Source organism: Methylobacillus sp. MM3, assembly GCF_001645185.1.
GTDB lineage: Bacteria > Pseudomonadota > Gammaproteobacteria > Burkholderiales > Methylophilaceae > MM2.
Map to the genome: position 1 here is coordinate 552,177 of NZ_LXTQ01000001.1, position 16,611 is coordinate 568,787.

Annotated in this window: 16 protein-coding genes; 12 read left to right on the top strand and 4 right to left on the bottom strand. The window is 58.4% G+C overall.

The genetic code is table 11. The annotated features are described in order from the left end of the window. Positions 1-152 precede the first annotated feature (152 nt). Positions 153-2,558 carry an EAL domain-containing protein gene (locus A7976_RS02590; protein WP_165601711.1) on the top strand — a complete coding sequence of 802 codons (2,406 nt, stop codon included), beginning with the start codon at positions 153-155 and terminating at the stop codon, positions 2,556-2,558. Here the strand turns inward: A7976_RS02590 and A7976_RS02595 are convergent. Next, positions 2,539-2,802: a hypothetical protein gene (locus A7976_RS02595; protein ID WP_067106431.1), complete on the bottom strand. Its 264-nt coding sequence runs from the start codon at positions 2,800-2,802 to the stop codon at positions 2,539-2,541. The genes A7976_RS02590 and A7976_RS02595 overlap by 20 nt on opposite strands. 189 nt (positions 2,803-2,991) lie before the next feature. On the opposite strand from A7976_RS02595, the gene purB reads away from it, so the two are divergent. Continuing rightward, on the top strand, positions 2,992-4,362 hold the full coding sequence (gene purB / locus A7976_RS02600) for an adenylosuccinate lyase (protein ID WP_067106432.1): 1,371 nt from the start codon (positions 2,992-2,994) through the stop codon (positions 4,360-4,362). Positions 4,363-4,386: 24 nt separating this feature from the next. Here purB and A7976_RS15255 read toward each other — a convergent pair whose 3' ends face one another. The 3 genes from A7976_RS15255 to A7976_RS02610 are packed head-to-tail and all read right to left on the bottom strand — an operon-like array spanning position 4,387 to position 6,174. After that, the gene (locus tag A7976_RS15255; protein ID WP_205633426.1) at positions 4,387-4,779 is read right to left on the bottom strand and encodes a GGDEF domain-containing protein; all 393 of its coding nucleotides are present in this window, start codon (positions 4,777-4,779) and stop codon (positions 4,387-4,389) included. Further along, positions 4,749-5,849: a cache domain-containing protein gene (locus A7976_RS02605; protein ID WP_205633427.1), complete on the bottom strand. Its 1,101-nt coding sequence runs from the start codon at positions 5,847-5,849 to the stop codon at positions 4,749-4,751. The genes A7976_RS15255 and A7976_RS02605 overlap by 31 nt, the downstream gene beginning before the upstream one ends. A gap of 16 nt (positions 5,850-5,865) precedes the next feature. Then, positions 5,866-6,174 carry a hypothetical protein gene (locus A7976_RS02610; protein WP_067106434.1) on the bottom strand — a complete coding sequence of 103 codons (309 nt, stop codon included), beginning with the start codon at positions 6,172-6,174 and terminating at the stop codon, positions 5,866-5,868. 87 nt (positions 6,175-6,261) lie between these two features. Between A7976_RS02610 and wrbA the strand changes: the two genes are divergently transcribed. From wrbA to A7976_RS02660, 10 genes are all read left to right on the top strand, one after another. Then, positions 6,262-6,858, top strand: a complete 597-nt coding sequence (wrbA, locus tag A7976_RS02615) for an NAD(P)H:quinone oxidoreductase (RefSeq protein WP_067106435.1) — start codon at positions 6,262-6,264, stop codon at positions 6,856-6,858. A gap of 100 nt (positions 6,859-6,958) precedes the next feature. Continuing rightward, entirely contained in the window at positions 6,959-7,660 is a 702-nt protein-coding gene (locus A7976_RS02620) for a HugZ family protein (RefSeq protein ID WP_067106436.1), read from the top strand. Beyond that, positions 7,657-7,998, top strand: a complete 342-nt coding sequence (locus A7976_RS02625; RefSeq protein WP_067106438.1) for a DUF2069 domain-containing protein — start codon at positions 7,657-7,659, stop codon at positions 7,996-7,998. Before A7976_RS02620 ends, A7976_RS02625 begins: the two co-directional genes overlap by 4 nt. A gap of 372 nt (positions 7,999-8,370) precedes the next feature. Then, on the top strand, positions 8,371-8,817 hold the full coding sequence (locus A7976_RS02630) for a chemotaxis protein CheW (protein ID WP_067106440.1): 447 nt from the start codon (positions 8,371-8,373) through the stop codon (positions 8,815-8,817). Next, the gene (locus A7976_RS02635) at positions 8,814-10,187 is read left to right on the top strand and encodes a protein-glutamate O-methyltransferase CheR (RefSeq protein WP_067106442.1); all 1,374 of its coding nucleotides are present in this window, start codon (positions 8,814-8,816) and stop codon (positions 10,185-10,187) included. Before A7976_RS02630 ends, A7976_RS02635 begins: the two co-directional genes overlap by 4 nt. Continuing rightward, positions 10,184-10,771, top strand: a complete 588-nt coding sequence (locus A7976_RS02640; RefSeq protein WP_205633428.1) for a chemotaxis protein CheW — start codon at positions 10,184-10,186, stop codon at positions 10,769-10,771. Before A7976_RS02635 ends, A7976_RS02640 begins: the two co-directional genes overlap by 4 nt. An 84-nt stretch (positions 10,772-10,855) precedes the next feature. Further along, positions 10,856-12,784: a TonB-dependent siderophore receptor gene (locus A7976_RS02645; RefSeq protein WP_131800986.1), complete on the top strand. Its 1,929-nt coding sequence runs from the start codon at positions 10,856-10,858 to the stop codon at positions 12,782-12,784. Continuing rightward, positions 12,772-13,323 (top strand): YfiR family protein, encoded by a 552-nt coding sequence (locus A7976_RS02650; protein WP_067106445.1) that lies wholly within the window; start codon positions 12,772-12,774, stop codon positions 13,321-13,323. Before A7976_RS02645 ends, A7976_RS02650 begins: the two co-directional genes overlap by 13 nt. 28 nt (positions 13,324-13,351) lie before the next feature. After that, positions 13,352-15,121, top strand: a complete 1,770-nt coding sequence (locus A7976_RS02655; protein ID WP_067106447.1) for a methyl-accepting chemotaxis protein — start codon at positions 13,352-13,354, stop codon at positions 15,119-15,121. Positions 15,122-15,149: 28 nt separating this feature from the next. Further along, complete coding sequence (locus A7976_RS02660) at positions 15,150-16,601, top strand: methyl-accepting chemotaxis protein (RefSeq protein ID WP_240483772.1); 1,452 nt, start codon at positions 15,150-15,152, stop codon at positions 16,599-16,601. Positions 16,602-16,611 lie beyond the last annotated feature (10 nt).

A 16,611-nucleotide genomic window follows, 5' to 3' on the forward strand; every position in this document is an offset into this window, starting at 1 on the left:
ACGTTTTTTTCGTCCGACAATTGGACCTATTCCGGGCTAAAGGCAATTCCATAAGGATTCAATAAAGATTCTAATGATCTTGTTAAGGAGAATGATTCTCGGATATGCGGCGCGGGGTGGACTGTGCAGCCGCAAAATCCTTATGGGATACCATGATGAAAATAAAATTCCAGGCAAGCTTCAACGAATTCCATATTGATAACGATTTCGGCGTTTCCTATCGCGGGCAGGAACTGACCCTCTATCCCAAAGAATTGGCGGTTTTGTCCTACCTGGTGCAGCACGCCGGAGAGCTGGTATCCAAGGAAGAGTTGATCGAATCGGTATGGAATGGAGCGCCCACGTCCGACGAAAGCATTGCGCGCTGCATCTCCGTCATCAAATCCCGTCTGCGCAAAGCCAATCCGGGAGCAGATGCTCTCATCAAAACCGAGTATGGCCGGGGCTACCGGTTCGTGGGCGCGCTCTCCCATAAAAGCTCCTGCCTGTGCGAAGAAAGCTTCCAGGCGCTGATCGACGCATCGCCGGACTTCGTTGCGCTGAAAGACGGCGAAGGGCGCTGGCAAGTGGTTAATCAGGCCGGCATCGATCTCTACGACCTGGAAGGCAAGCCCTGGCAAAACAAGACCGATCTCGAGCTTGCGGCACTCTCGTCTCCCGATCATCTCGAGAGCTTTCAGGCTTGCATCGCTTCCGATGAGATAGCGTGGCATGCCGGCAAACCGACCAGGTCGACAGAAAAAGTACAAAGCGCTGCCCATGGCCCGCGCATTTTCGAAGTCATCAAATCCCCTCTCTTCCACGAAGATGGAAGCCGCCGGATGCTGATCATCCTGGGGCGCGACGTGACGGAAAAAACGCTGGCGGAGGAGCAGCTAAGACTCTCGGCCCAGGTGTTGCTAAATAGCCGCGAGGCAGTGGTGATCACCGATGCCGACAACAACATCCTGTCGGTCAACCGCGCCTTTACCGAAGTGACCGGCTATATCGCCGAAGAAGTCATCGGCAAGAATCCGCGCATTCTCTCGTCCGGACGCCAAAGCAAGGAGTTTTATCATGCGCTATGGCACCAGCTCGAGATAGAAGGGTCATGGCGCGGAGAAATCTGGAACCGCAACAAGAACGGCAGGATCTATCCGGAATGGCTGGATATCAGCATGGTGCGCGACCAGAACGGCCTGGTCACGCATCACATTGCGATCTTTTCCGATATCACCCAGCGCAAGGAAACCGAACAGCAGCTCGAATTCCTGGCCTACCACGACCCGCTGACCCGGCTGCCCAACCGGCTGCTGCTACGCGATCGCTTCGACAAGGCCGCTGCCGCTTCGGCGCGCAACGAAACCATGGCAGCCCTGCTGTTTCTCGACCTGGATCAGTTCAAGAACGTCAACGATACGCTCGGCCACGAAATCGGCGATCAGTTGCTGCTGGGGGTCGCCGAAAGGCTCAGCAACTGCGTGCGGGACACCGACACCATCAGTCGGCTGGGCGGCGACGAATTCGTTATCCTGCTGCCCGAGCTGCAGGAGATAAGCACCGCGTCAACGGTGGCACAGAAGATACTCGAACATCTGTCCAATCCTTTCGACATCGGCGGGCACATCCTCAATACCTCTTTCAGCATCGGCATTGGCCTGTATCCGGACGACGGCACCGACTTCGACACCCTGCTGAAACTGGCGGATGCCGCGATGTATTACGCCAAGGACTGCGGGCGCAATACCTACCGGTTTTATACCGAACAGATGAACATCCATGCCATGGAGCGGATGCAGTTGCAGAATAATCTGCATCAGGCGCTGAAACAGCAGGAGTTCGTGCTGCACTACCAGCCCCAATTCGATCTGGCAAGCGGGCAGATGATCGGGGTGGAGGCGCTGATACGCTGGAAAAGCCCTGAACTCGGCCTGGTCCCGCCGGCCAAGTTCATTCCGGCAGCGGAGGACTGCGGTCTGATCGTGCCGATCGGGGAATGGGTGCTGCGCGAAGCATGCCGCCAGAACCGGCTCTGGCAAGACGCCGGCCATGAGCCGTTCGCCGTCGCCGTCAATCTGTCCGCGCTGCAGTTCAGGCGTGGAGACATCGTTGAAACCATCATCGACGTACTCGCGGAAACGCGACTGGAACCCGCGTGGCTGGAACTGGAGCTGACCGAATCCATCCTCATCCAGAATGTCGATTACGTACTGGGAGTCATCAAGAAACTCAAGAAAATCGGCATCCGGCTATCGATCGACGATTTCGGCACCGGCTATTCCAGCCTGACCTACCTGAAGCGCTTCGCCGTGGACAAGCTCAAGGTAGATCAATCCTTCGTGCGCAACATGACGGTCGATCCGGATGACGCCGCCATCGTCCACTCCGTGATTCAGCTAGGGCACAGCCTGAAACTCAAGATCGTGGCCGAAGGCGTGGAAACCAGGGATCAGGCGGAATACCTGCTGCATGAAGGGTGCGATCAGGTACAAGGCTATTTATACAGCCATCCCGTACCGGCGGATGAAATCACAAAGTTTTTGAAAGAAACCGAACTGCTCAGTAAAACGACCGACTGAACGGCGAGGCGCAACTCCTGGCGTCCGCTTTCATTTCCATTTCGTCCAGCAATTCGCGCCGGTAGCCCTTGCCGTTCTGCGCTTCGAGGTAAGCGCGGATTTCGTGAATGGATACCATGCCATCATGATCGCGATCCATATTGCGGATATTGTCCTCGGTACTCGCGGCGGACGAGTACAGGTCTTCCGCGCAGCTTGTGGCGGGAAGCAAGACCATCAGCAAAAGCAAGGTTCTGGCAAACATGGCAGCCCTATTGTATGAGCAATTTCTTATATATGGTAGAGCCCGGGGCAAGTGGCAAGTTTCGCCGATGTCATGCTCGGCGAACCGGGCGGCTGAAGGCATTACCCCACAATGGCATCAATCTGTACGCCAAAAGTTCGCTCTAAAAGGTAAAATAATGAATTACTTCAAACACCCCAGATTTTTCTCATGGATCTCACCGCACTGAACGCCCTCTCCCCGCTCGACGGACGCTACCAATCCAAACTGGACGCTTTACGTCCTTTCTTCAGCGAATACGCGCTGATCCGCCACCGTGCACTGGTGGAAATCGAGTGGCTGAAAGCGCTGGCAGCAGATCCGGCACTTCCGGAAGTGGCCGCATTCTCGGAATCCACGATCAAGGAATTGAACGACGCAATTACCTCGTTCGGTGAAACCGAGGCCGCACAGGTCAAGGCCATCGAAGCGCGCACCAACCACGACGTGAAGGCGCTGGAATACTGGCTGAAGGAACGTTTCTACGGCAACTCGGAAATCCACAAGGCCAGCGAATTCATCCATTTCGCCTGCACCTCGGAAGACATCAATAATCTGTCGCACGCGCTGATGCTGAAATCCGCCCGCGACGCCGTGCTGCTGCCGATGCTGGACAAGCTGATCGACAACCTGACCGCACAGGCGCACGACCTGGCCGATGCCGCGATGCTGGCACACACGCACGGCCAGCCGGCCTCGCCCACCACCTTGGGCAAGGAGCTCGCCAATGTGATCTACCGCCTGCGCCGCCAGAAGCAGCAGATTGCAGGCTGCGAAATCCTCGGCAAGATCAATGGCGCGGTCGGCAACTTCAACGCCCACTTGTCCGCCTATCCGGAATTCGACTGGGAAGCCTTTGCGCAGAAGTTCGTCACCGGCCTGGGGATCACTTACAACCCCTACACCATCCAGATCGAGCCGCACGACTACATGGCCGAGTTGTATGACGCCATCGCGCGCGCCAACACCATCCTGATCGACCTCGACCGTGACGTATGGGGCTACATTTCGATGGGCTACTTCAAGCAGAAGGTCAAGGAAGGCGAAATCGGCTCTTCCACGATGCCGCACAAGGTGAACCCGATCGACTTCGAGAACTCCGAAGGCAATCTCGGCATGGCTAACGCAGTACTCGGCCATCTCGCCGAAAAGCTGCCGATTTCCCGCTGGCAGCGCGACCTGACCGACTCCACCGTACTGCGCAACATGGGTGTTGCCTTCGGCTATACCCTGCTGGGCTACGACTCCTGCCTCAAGGGCCTGGGCAAGCTGGAAGCCAACCGCGCGAAGCTGGCCGAAGGCCTGGATAACGCCTGGGAAGTGCTGGCCGAACCGATCCAGACCGTGATGCGCCGCTACGGTATCGAAAACCCGTATGAGCAACTGAAGGCGCTCACGCGCGGCAAGGGCGGAATCACCAGGGAAGCCCTGCACGACTTTATCGGCGGGCTGGCAATTCCGGAAAATGCGAAAAAAGCATTGCTGGAAATGACTCCGGCAAGCTATACCGGCAAGGCTACGGAACTGGCGAAGCGTATCTGATCGAGGCTGCCGCGGGGTGGATGCCTAAACGGCGAGCATCCCGCTAGCTTCGATCCTGTTCCGTCCGGCCGCTTTTGCGCGGTAAAGTGCATCGTCTGCGCGGACGAAGAACCCACCGGCAGTTTCTTCCGGCACATATTCGGCTACGCCTGCGCTCACGGTAACGTGGACGGTCTCTTTCGGCAGGGTAATCGCCAATTCCGCAACGGACTGGCGTATTTCCTCGGCAAGGCGAACCGCCTCATTCAGCGGGCAATCACGCAGCAAAAGCAGAAACTCTTCCCCGCCCCATCGCGCGACGATATCGTTCTTGCGCAGCTTTTCCTTCAACAATCCGGCCACGACGGCGATGACGATATCGCCGGACGCGTGCCCGTATCTGTCGTTCACGCTCTTGAAATGATCGATATCCAGCACGACAGTGGAAAGTCTCGTTTCACGTCCTTGAGTGTCTGCGTCAACAAGGCATCGAGCGCCTGGCGATTGAACAACCCGGTCAGCTTGTCGATAGAGGCCATCTGCTCCAGCCTGCGCTGGTAATAGCGGATGGCGTACCAGGTGAGCCCCAGCACCAGCAAAGTCACAATGACGCTGATGGTTGCATTGAAAATCGCCATCTGGCGCAGGGGTGAAAGCGATTCGCGCTCGTCCTGTTCGACGAGCAGATACCAGCCGAGCTCCGGGATGAAGCGCGAATTGACGTGTGTTGTAGAGTCCCGGTATTGATACTGAAGCTGTACTTGGGTTTTGCCTGCAGCGAGTATGCGGTCGGCGATGGTACTCAACCCGGGCATCGTGTGGATATTGGTGTGATTTTCCATGTGACTGCGCGTGCCGCGCAACATGACTTCGCCCTGGGAGGAAACAAAAAAGATGCGGCGCTTAAAGCGCTGCTGATAACTGTTGATCAGGTGCGACACCTTCTCCAGCGTCAGTCCGACGCCCGTCACTCCGATGAAATTATTGCGATAATCCAGCACCCGATGATTGATGAAGACCGTCATGGTATCGCGATTGGCCATGTCGGGATCAACATTGGTTTCATACGGCTGCGCCATCTTGCGCACGCGGAAATACCAGCGGTCCCGGCCGTCATCCTCATGCACCTGCTTGAGATGACCTTGGTAGTAATAGTAGGTACGGGTTTGCTCTGAAACGAAAAAACTGGCGATGGTGCCGTATTGCGTGCGGATTTCGTTGAGATAGCGCACCAGCGCGTCGGAATCCTGCTCACCCGCGATCACCCAGTCGCGCAAAAAGGTATCGCGTGCCATCAGCGACGAAATGAAAACCGGGCGCAGCAGATCCTTCTGCAACTCGGAATAGATATTGTCGCCGGTCAGCGGCAATTCCTGCGCCAGTATGCTTTCGCGGATCTTGTCGCGGGAAACGAGATAATTCACGACAGCCGTGGTCAGGAAGCCGGCGGCCAGGATAATGGCGAGCCAGGCCAGCAGGCGCGTCCTGTGGGGTTGTTGCGGTTTCATGTGGATAAGGTGGCTTTTACTTGCCTATCATCGAGCCGCGATTGAAATCCTTGTCGCCGGGAGGAACGCAGCGCCCGAAACCCAGCAAGCTGCCCCGCCAGCCGGGCGGGCAACCCTGGTTTTCGGGGTACTGCCGGGCCACCTCTTTCGCAGCTTCGGCCTTTTGCGTATCCACGAACTCCCAGCGACCGTTGGGATGCAGGATGACCTTGTCCCCGGCCGCAGTCGTCGCCTCGACCTTTTCGCCCGGCGCATCGTCGGCAAATACCGGCGATGCGAACATCGTCGTGACGAACACGCAAAGGAGCATTCTGGCAAAAGGCATGACGGATTCCCGATAAAATGAAAAGATTCGAAATTCTATCGTCAATCCCGGCGGATGCGTATGCGCAATTCCAAGTAAAATACGGCCATGATCGACATTCTCGTACTCTATTACTCGCACGGCGGCTCGGTGCGCGACATGGCTCAGCTGATTGCGCGCGGCATCGAAAGCGTCCCCGGCGCGCAAGCGCGCATCCGCACCGTCCCGCGCGTCTCGACAGTCTGCGAAGCCACTGACGCCGAGATTCCCGAGAGCGGCGCGCCCTATGCCGAATTAAAGGATCTGGAGGAATGCGCCGGCTTGGCGCTGGGCAGCCCCACACGCTTCGGCAACATGGCAGCACCGCTCAAATACTTTCTCGACGGCACGTCCGGCCTGTGGGTGAACGGCGCGCTTATCGGCAAGCCGGCAGCGCTCTTCACCGCGACCGCTTCTATGCACGGCGGACAGGAGTCGACGCTGATTTCCATGATGCTGCCATTGATGCATCACGGAATGATGATTCTCGGCCTGCCTTACTCCGAGACCGAGCTGACAACTACCACCGCCGGCGGAACCCCTTACGGCGCCAGCCATCTGTCGGGCACGTTGGACGACAAGCCGATCACCGACGCCGAGCGCAAGTTGTGCATCGTGCTGGGCAAGCGACTGGCGGAAACGGCGTTGAAGCTGAATGCCGAATGAGATTATCTCTTTTCGCCCGCACTCGCTCCTTATTCCGGCCCTCTCTCGCAAGCCCGGAGGAAGTTTCGATGCGTAACAGCGCCTATATCACGGATGACGCATGAACCAAATAGCCGCAGACGCCCGCAAATTTCTTTACGCCACGCATAGCGGCGTGCTTTCAACGATTTCGGCGCGGCTGGAAGGCTATCCGTTCGGCTCGATTGCGCCCTTTGTGCTGGATCACGGCGGGAATCCGTTGATCCTGATTTCGACCATCGCCGAACACACCAAGAATATTCAGGCCGACCCGCGCGTCTCGCTGATTGCATTTGACCCGGCAAGCCCGGACATGCAGGCAGGTGCAAGGCTGACGCTGGTAGGCGATGCTGCAATTGCACCCAAGGACGACAGTCTGCGTGCCCGCTATCTGCGGTATTTTCCACAGGCCGAAGGTTATTTCGATATGCACGATTTCCAGTTTTACCGCATCGTGGTGAAACAGGCGCGCTACATCGGCGGCTTCGGCAAGATTCACTGGATTCCCGGCCCGGATTTGCATCCGCCGGCCAACCAGTTGGCAGAACAGGAAACGGCGATACTCGACCACATGAATGCCGATCACGCCGAGAACCTGCGCGCCTACTGCCATCACGTACATGGCAGGGTTGCGGAGACGGTCGCGATGACCGGCATGGACACCGATGGATTCGACGTGACGGCGGACGGGCGTTTGCTGCGCTTTTCGTTCGACACCCCAGTGACCGATGCGCAAGAAGCCCGTGTTGCACTGGTGTCGTTGGCAAAGGCATGCCGCGCATGATCGCCGGCTTGCGTCTATCTGCAAGCGCCAGTCTGATCGCCCTCATTTTGCTGTGTCTGGCATGGGAAGGCTGGCTGGCACCGTTGCGCCCCGGCGGCACGCTACTCATCCTGAAAGCGGCTCCGTTATTGTTGCCATTGTTCGGTATCCTGCGCGGCAAGCGCTACACTTATCAATGGTCTTCGATGTTCATCCTGCTCTGGTTCACGGAAGGGACGGTACGCGCCTATTCCGACTCCGGACTGTCTGCCGGGCTGGCCGGAATCGAAATCCTGCTGTCGCTCGTTTTCTTTGTCAGCGCCATTTTTTACGCCCGCTTCTCTGCAAAATCCTCGTAATTTTTCACATTGCAAAATTATTACAATTCGCTTTACCCATTACGCATAACTGCATGTTTAAAAATGTAAATTTTTTATAAAAAATGCTATTCTGATACGTGGCTGCTGCGGACAAGAGTGGCGCCACTGCTTGATAGGCGCGTTAAGTTCATCTTGTTAAAAAAGAAAAAATCAACAAGAACCTTAAATGAGCATGTATGGCACGTTCATAGGCGGAAAATCGCACGCTCGCAAGTTTAGGGCGAATCCAACCAGGCAAATCCCTGGGTTGAGGATCGCTGTACACCTCGATTTGGCCATTCCTTCCTGTTTTTCTCCTTTCACTCACGCATTCAACCCCGTTTCGTCCAGCCGCTTGGCGGAGCTTGACCCATGACTTCATTACTGGCGTTCAGGCTGGACGAATGGCGATGCGCGCTTCCGCTCATGACAGTGGAACGCAGTTATCGCGCCGTGGCAATCACGCCGCTACCGGGAGCGCCGGCAAAAATCATGGGCATCGTCAACGTGCACGGCGTTGTGCATCCCGTCATCGACTTGCGGCACTGCTTCGGCTTGCCGACGCGTCCGCTGTCGCCCGCCGATCACCTTATCATCGGGCGCACCTGGCGGAGGAGCGTGGCGCTGGTAGTCAACAGCGTGGAAGGCGTCTTCGATTGCGCCCAAGCAGATATCGCCGCTGCGGAGACTATTCTGCCGGATATGGAATATGTCTCCGGCATCCTCCGACTGAAGGACGGCATGGTGTTGATCCATGACCTGGACCGTTTTCTTTCGTTGGATGAGGAAACCTTGCTGGACCAGGCACTGGAGACATGACGGAATCCCACTACCATTCTTTGCTTCCTGCACTGAGCGACTTTCTCGCCCGGCAGATCGGCCTCCATTTTCCGCGAGAGCGCTGGCCGGATCTGCTGCGCGGACTGCATGGCACGGCGCGCGAGTTGCATTTCAAGAACGTGCCGGACTACATCGACCGGCTGTTGTCTCAGCCATTAAACAAACAACAAATCGAAATACTCGCCCGCCATTTGACCATAGGCGAAACCTATTTCTTCCGCGAACCGCAGGTATTCGAAGCGCTTCAGCATCATGTGCTGCCCGCCCTCATCGAGGCACGGCAACAATCCACACGGCAGTTGAGGGTCTGGAGCGCCGGCTGCTCGACGGGCGAAGAAGCCTACTCGCTCGCCATCCTGCTGCACCGCATGATTCCCGATATCGCCGAGTGGAACATCACCGTACTGGGCACGGACATCAACCCGCAGGCATTGGAGAAAGCCGCTGCCGGGATTTATGGCGAATGGTCTTTCCGCGGCGCGCCGCCGTGGCTGCGCGAGAAGTACTTCATGAATGCCGGCAAAAACCTTCATGAAATCATTCCCTCTATCCGCAAGATGGTCACGTTCGCCTATCTCAATCTGGCGGACGACACCTATCCGTCATTAGCCAGCAACACCAGCGCGATGGATATCGTATTTTGCCGCAACGTGATGATGTACTTCGAACCAGGCCTGGCGAGACAAGTCGTCGACAGGCTTTACCAGGCACTGTTGGAAAACGGCTGGCTGGTAGTCAGCCCATCGGAAATTTCACAGTCTTCTTTCGAGCGCTTCGTTCCGATCTATCTTCCGGGCGCCATCCTGCACCGGAAATCGCTCATTCCGCAAAAAACGAGGCAATCCGCAACTTCAACACCCACTGAGACTGTCGCGGCAATCCGGCCTGCAGCACCCAAGGCAATGGCCAAACCCAAGACTGCCGATACCGTGGAAAAGATCGACGTGCATGCCATGTTGCTGAAGGCAAGAGCCCAGGCCAATCGCGGCGAATTGCCGACCGCGCGGGAACTGTGCGAGCGTGCGGTGGAAACGGACAGGCTCAACCCGGTAGGCCACTTTCTGCTGGGAGCGATACTGCAGGAAATGGGGCGCAATTCGGAGGCCGCGATTTCGCACAAGCGCGCGCTCTATCTCGACCCTGGATTCGTACTCGCCCACTTCGCCCTCGGCAACATTTACCGCGACCAGCGCAAACCGCACGTCGCAGCAAAGCACTTCGAAAACGCACTTCTGATTCTGGAAAAACACCGTGAAGATGACCTGCTGCCGGAGTCCGAAGGACTGACCGCCGGCCGATTGATGGAAATCATCCGCAGTGGAATGCGCAAAGAGGATAAAGCGGCATGAAACCCGTTATGCCCCCGGAAAAACCGAAACGCGCACGCCCAGGAAAACCTGCTGCCAAGAGCATGGCAACGGATGCCGGCAACGCGATCCTGCTGGAGCGCGCACGCCTGCTGGCGCAACCGACGGAAGAAGCCGCCGCGGCTCCTGCCATCGAGGTAGTGGCGCTGGTACTGGCTTACGAAACCTATGCCATCGAAACGGCTTATGTGCGTGAAGTCTACCCGCTGAAGGACCTGACACCGCTGCCTTGCACTCCGGATTTCGTGGCCGGCATCGTCAACGTGCGCGGGCAGGTGATGTCGGTGATCGACCTCAAGCAACTGTTCGAGTTGCCGGCAAAAGGCCTGACCGACCTCAACAAGATCGTCATTCTCTCGGATGGAACCATGGAGTTCGGCATTCTGGCCGACTCGATACTGGGCGTGCGGAACATTCCGCTGCACGAAATCGAGTCGGGATTGCCCACGCTGTCCGGCGTACGCCAGGACTATCTCAAGGGCATCACCGCCGAAGGGGTGGTGGTGTTGGATGCGGCACAGCTTTTGCATAATGAAAACATCGTGGTACACGAGGAAGTGACATGAAGCGATAAGACGCAGCATTGCTGCAATTGCAACTACAGGGCAGGACGCCAGCGGGATACAGTGGACAGCCCAGGGAGGCAACGCGTGAAGAGTTCGGCACACCATTTTGCCGGTATTTCGTTAGTCACGGCCGCACGGTATCTGGCGGGGGGCATGCTGTTGGCTCCTTGCCTGGCATTCGGCATCACGAATGAAGAGACTGTTGACCTTTCTCACATGAGCATCGATGACCTCGCCAACATCGAGATTTCCTCGGTCTCCAAGAAAAAGGAATCCTTGAGCGCCGCGGCCGCGGCAGTATTCGTGATCACCCAGGAAGACATCCGCCGCTCCGGCTACACCAGCGTGCCGGAAGTGCTGCGACTGGCGCCCAATCTACAGGTGGCGCGTATCGATGCCAGCCAATATGCGATTACCGCGCGCGGATTCAACGAGAACACCACCAACAAGCTGTTGGTACTCATCGACGGCCGCACGGTGTACACGCCACTGTTCTCCGGCGTGTTCTGGGACGTACAGGATGTGATGCTGCAGGACATCGAGCGCATTGAAGTGATCAGTGGTCCCGGCGGTACGCTGTGGGGCTCGAATGCGGTCAACGGCGTCATCAACATCATTACCCGCTCGGCTCATGCCACGCAGGGAACGCTGCTCAATGCCGGCGTCGGCACCCAGGAACACGGCGGTGCGGCACGCCATGGCGGCAAGCTGAATGACAACACCGCATTCCGCGTCTATGCCAAGGGCTTCGAACGCGACGGCACCGAGCGCGCCAACGGCACGGACGCGCACGACCGCTGGCATAAGCAGCAAGCGGGGTTCCGGCTGGACTCCGACGACGCGGGCGATAAGTTCACGCTGCAAGGCGACCTTTACGACGGCGAATCCGACCAGCGCGTCGGCAGCGACAAGACTTTTTCCGGCGTCAATCTGCTCGGCCGCTGGAACCATGCACTGGGCGGTGACGACAGCCTGCAGGTGCAGACATACTTCGACCGCACGCGTCGCGACTACCCCGGCCTGTTCCGCGAACAGCTCGACACTTACGACCTCGACATCCAGCACCGCTTCCGCTGGCGCCAAGGCCACGATATCGTCTGGGGCGGCGGCTATCGCGTGATGGAGGATAGCGTCGAGAACTCGGCGTCGCTGGCTTTTCTACCCACCCAGCGCAGCCTCAAGCTGGCCAACCTCTTCGGGCAAGACAGTATCGCGCTCGCCGACGCGCTCAAGCTCACGCTAGGCATCAAGCTTGAACACAACAGCTACACCGGCACGGAAACGCAGCCGAGCGCGCGGCTGGCATGGAAACTGGACGAAAAATCGCTGTTCTGGTCATCGGTATCGCGAGCGGTGCGCACCCCCTCGCGCATCGACGCAGAATTCTTCGTCCCCGCCAACGCGCCGTTCCGGCTGATCGGCAACGAGGATTTCGAATCGGAAGAGCTGATCGCCTACGAAGTCGGCTACCGCGCCGACCCGACAGCCAAGCTATCGTTCTCGATCTCCGCCTTCTACAACGACTATGACAAGCTGCGCAGCGTCGAACTGTCACCTGGCGGCTTGCCCTTCGTGCTCGGCAACAAGATGCGCGGCAACACCTACGGCGTGGAAATGTGGGGCAATTACCGCGTAAACGACTGGTGGCGGCTGAGCGCGGGCTACAACTACCTCAAGAAAGACCTGGAATTGGCTTCCGATAGCAGTGACACCTCCAGTCTGGATAATTCGGAAACCGATCCGCGCTACCAGTTCTCACTACGCTCGTCGATGAATCTGCCGCGCAACGTGGAGCTCGACTTGACGCTGCGCTCCGTCGGCGGGCTGTCGTCATCCGAGGTGCCTTCCTATACCGAGCTCGACGCCCGCCTCGGCTGGATGATCACCAAGGGCGTCAGCCTGTCCGTCAGCGGATTCAACCTGCTGGATCGCGAGCATCCGGAATTCGGCTCACTCCCCGCGCGCAGCGAATTCCGGCGCAGCGTTTACATGGAGGTGTCATGGCAATTCTGACCCCCATGATGCGCTTCATCCGCGCGCGATGCCGGCTGCCGCTGGCCATCGCACTGGCAGCGTCTTTTGCGGTATCGGCAGCGGAACCTCTGGAGCTTGCGGTCAAGGCGGCGTACCTGACCAAGTTCGGCATTTACGTCGAATGGCCGGATACGGCGCCGGGCAGCACGATCAATTTGTGCGTGGTTGGCGAAGACCCTTTCGGGAAAACGCTGGATTCCGCCGCCGCGAGCCAGCAACCCGGCAACCGGCCGATCAGCGTGCAGCGGCTGAAGATCGTGACGCCGGAATCCGACTGCGATATCGCGTATTTCGGCAATGCCGACCCGACCACGCCGCAGGCCATCGAAAGCCTGCACGGCAGTCCGGTGCTGACCGTCAGCGACAGCGGCGGCAAGGGGGCCATCATCAATTTCGTGCTCAAGGACAACCGCGTCCGCTTCGAGATCGACGAAGCCGCAGCCGCGCAGAACAAACTGGTACTCAGTGCCAAGCTGCTGAGCCTCGCTCTCAATGTCAAGCCGAGGCAACAACCATGATGGACAAGATCAACAGGGAGATTGCTCCATGAACTGGCTGCTCAACATCCCCATCGGACGCAAGCTCAGGCTGATTACCGTGCTGGCGAGCGCCATTGCCCTGCTGTTGGCCGGCACCATCATCGTCGCTTATGACAGCGTGGCATACCGCACCCAGCAGAAGCAGGACATCGCAGTGCGCGCCAATATCGTGGCGTCGAATGTCTCGGCAGCGCTGGTATTCGGCGACCCCAAGGCGGCACAGGAGTATTTGCAGGCGCTGCGCTCCAATCCAGACGTCCGGGCCGCGGCGGTGTACGACGACAAAGGCAAGCTCTTTACCCAATACCTGAGTGCGGAGACCTCCGTGCCTTCACCGCCGCTGGCGCAGCCGCAAGGCACGCTGTTCGATGGCAGCGAGCTGACGACTTTCTGGCCCATCATGGAAAAATCGCATCAGGTGGGCACGGTTTACATGCGCGTGCAAACCGAACCACTGGTTAACCGCATCGTGCGCTACGGCAGCATCATCCTGCTGGTGATGCTGAGTTCGCTGGCGATCACCCTCCCCGTTTCACGACGGCTGCACGCCGTCATCGTCGAGCCTCTGCGCGACATGACCGAGGACGCCCGGCAGATTGCTGCCGGCGAGATCGTGGTCAGGCCGATCAAGCAGTCGCGTCATGACGAAATCGGCTTTCTGGAAGACAAGTTCCGCGAAATGGCCGCATCACTCCAGGAAAAAGCCGCCATCGGTCGGCAAATTGCGCAGGGAGACCTGAATCTTAAAGTTTCGCCGCAATCGGACAGGGATGCGCTGGGTAACTCCTTTGTGGCCATGGTGAACAGCTTGCGCGCCAAGGCGGAAGTCGCGGAAAGAATCGCTTCCGGCGATCTGACCGTGCAGATTGCCACGCCCAGCGAGCACGATGTGCTGGGGCGGGCATTCGCCTCCATGGTGGAAAACCTGCGGTCGATCAACCGCGAGCTGGCCGAGGGCGTCGGCGTGCTGGCGGCCTCCACCAGCGCCATCATGACCGGCACTTCGCAGATCGCCGCGGGCGCGACCGAAACCGCGACCATCGTGGCGCAGACCGTGTCCACGGTCGATGAAATGAAGCAGACCGTGCAGCTTTCCAGCCAGAAAGCCAGGCATGTCTCGGATACCGCGCAGAAAGCCGTGGCCGTGTCTCAGACCGGCCGCAAATCGGTCGAGGACGTGATCGAAGGCATGAATCTCATCCAGCAGCAGATGGAGTCCATCGCCCAGAGCATCGTGCGCCTGAGCGAACAAAGCCAGGCCATCGGCGAGATCGTCGCCACGGTAAAGGATCTCGCCGAGCAATCCAACCTGCTCGCTGTCAACGCCGCCATCGAGGCCAACAAGGCAGGAGAACACGGGCGAGGCTTTTCTGTGGTGGCGCAGGAGGTCAGAAACCTCGCCGAACAATCGAAGCGAGCCACTACCCAGATCCGTAGCCTGCTGGGCGACATCCAGAAAGGCACCAACATCGCGGTGCTGGCGACGGAACAAGGGGCGAAAGCGGTGGAAAGCGGCGTGCGGCAATCGCGCGAAGCCGGCGAAGCCATCCTGCAACTGGCGGAAAGCATCGGCGAAAACGCCTCGGCAGCCAACCAGATCGCGGTTTCGGCGCAGCAGCAGATGGTCGGCATGGATCAGCTGGCGATGGCGACGGCCAACATCCGGGAAACCACCTCGCAGAACATGGAAAGCACACGCCAGGCGGAAGTCGCGGCCCACAGCCTGCACGAATTGGGCATCCGGCTGAAGCAACTGGTGGAGCGCTACAAAGTATGAAGCACACCCTCAAGAACAGGCGGAGTAAATGATGACGATAGGCACAAAAATCATTGGCGGTTATGTGGTGGTGCTATCGCTGTTCCTGCTGGTTGCGGCGGGTGCGTTTTACGCACGCGAGCTGGAGCAGAAGCAATACGAGCACTACATTAATACGCGGGAAGCGCTGGCCGATGGTGCCAGCGAGCTCAGAATCGCCGTCAGTTCGCAAATCCAGCATTACCGGGGAATGTTTCTTTTCTCGGAACAACAGCAATACTACGTTCGCGAGCTGGAGCACGATGCGCAGCGATTTGCAGCAGCATTCGAAAAAATTCGCACCACCGCTTCCAGACAGGAGTTCGCCGAGCTGCATGAAATCTCTGCCCTCCAATCGGAACTCGAACAGCAGGTCCAGTTGGCAATCGGCCTGGTACAACGCGGAAAAATCGCCGAAGCCATCGCGATGAGCGAGCAAGAGATGCTGCCGCGAGCGCGCGTGCTGACGGACAAGGTCGAGCAGTTCCGCAATTCGCAACTGACATTGTTGACCAGCCAGCGCGAGCATCTGTCGGAGACAGTGGATCGCATCGCCTTCTTCATTCTCCTGGGATCGGCTACCGGCTTCGTGCTATGCGTGATGCTGAGTTTATACCTGACGCGCTCGATCAATCGCCAGCTGCGCGAAACCATTACGCAGCTCACCGCATCGTCCGCCGAAATCCTTGCGATGACCTCGCAAGTCGCCGGTGCCGCCGCCGAGACCGCTACGGCGGTCAGCCAGACCACGGCAACGGTGGAGGAAGTGAAACAGACCGTGCAGGTCAGCAGCCAGAAAGCGAAGCAGGTCTCCGACATCGCCCAGGAAACCGCCCAGGTTTCCGTATCCGGTCAGCAGGCGGTGGATGCGCTGATCGACGGCATCAACCGCATCCGCTCGCAGACGATTTCAACCGCGGATAGCATTTCACGGCTGGGCGAACAGAGCCAGGCCATTGGCGAAATCATTGCCACCGTCAACGACCTCGCCGAGCAATCCAACCTGCTGGCGGTAAATGCCGCCATCGAAGCGGCCAAGGCCGGCGATCAAGGCAGGGGCTTCGCCGTAGTGGCGCAAGAGGTGAGAACCCTGGCGGAACAATCCCGTCAGGCAACGGCGCAGGTACGGGCGATTCTCACCGACATACAGAAGGCAACCGGGCTTGCCGTCATGGCGACGGACCTCAACGGCAAGGCGGTGGAAGACGGTGCCAGGCAATCCGGCACCGCGGGCACCACCATCCAGACGCTTTCGGAAAACATCGTAAACGCGGCGCAGGCAGCATTGCAGATTGCGGCATCCAGCCAGCAACAACTGGTGGGCATGGATCAGGTGGCCATGGCGATGGAAAACATCAAGCAGGCCAGCGTACAAAACATGGCGGGCACGAAACAGACCGAGATCGCCGCACAAAATCTGCATGCGATAGGCGCGCAACTGAAGCGGCTGGTCGAGCGGTAAGGAGGCTTTA

Bases quoted from the DNA above. Each gene is read 5' to 3' on its own strand.
- purB (WP_067106432.1), top strand. From the start codon at position 2,992: ATGGATCTCACCGCACTGAACGCCCTCTCCCCGCTCGACGGACGCTAC.
- A7976_RS02655 (WP_067106447.1), top strand. From the start codon at position 13,352: ATGAACTGGCTGCTCAACATCCCCATCGGACGCAAGCTCAGGCTGATT.
- A7976_RS02625 (WP_067106438.1), top strand. From the start codon at position 7,657: ATGATCGCCGGCTTGCGTCTATCTGCAAGCGCCAGTCTGATCGCCCTC.
- A7976_RS02590 (WP_165601711.1), top strand. From the start codon at position 153: ATGATGAAAATAAAATTCCAGGCAAGCTTCAACGAATTCCATATTGAT.
- A7976_RS02595 (WP_067106431.1), bottom strand. From the start codon at position 2,802: ATGTTTGCCAGAACCTTGCTTTTGCTGATGGTCTTGCTTCCCGCCACA.
- A7976_RS02640 (WP_205633428.1), top strand. From the start codon at position 10,184: ATGAAACCCGTTATGCCCCCGGAAAAACCGAAACGCGCACGCCCAGGA.
- A7976_RS02605 (WP_205633427.1), bottom strand. From the start codon at position 5,849: ATGAAACCGCAACAACCCCACAGGACGCGCCTGCTGGCCTGGCTCGCC.
- A7976_RS02620 (WP_067106436.1), top strand. From the start codon at position 6,959: ATGAACCAAATAGCCGCAGACGCCCGCAAATTTCTTTACGCCACGCAT.
- A7976_RS02650 (WP_067106445.1), top strand. From the start codon at position 12,772: ATGGCAATTCTGACCCCCATGATGCGCTTCATCCGCGCGCGATGCCGG.
- A7976_RS02635 (WP_067106442.1), top strand. From the start codon at position 8,814: ATGACGGAATCCCACTACCATTCTTTGCTTCCTGCACTGAGCGACTTT.
- A7976_RS02610 (WP_067106434.1), bottom strand. From the start codon at position 6,174: ATGCCTTTTGCCAGAATGCTCCTTTGCGTGTTCGTCACGACGATGTTC.
- A7976_RS02630 (WP_067106440.1), top strand. From the start codon at position 8,371: ATGACTTCATTACTGGCGTTCAGGCTGGACGAATGGCGATGCGCGCTT.
- A7976_RS02660 (WP_240483772.1), top strand. From the start codon at position 15,150: ATGATGACGATAGGCACAAAAATCATTGGCGGTTATGTGGTGGTGCTA.
- wrbA (WP_067106435.1), top strand. From the start codon at position 6,262: ATGATCGACATTCTCGTACTCTATTACTCGCACGGCGGCTCGGTGCGC.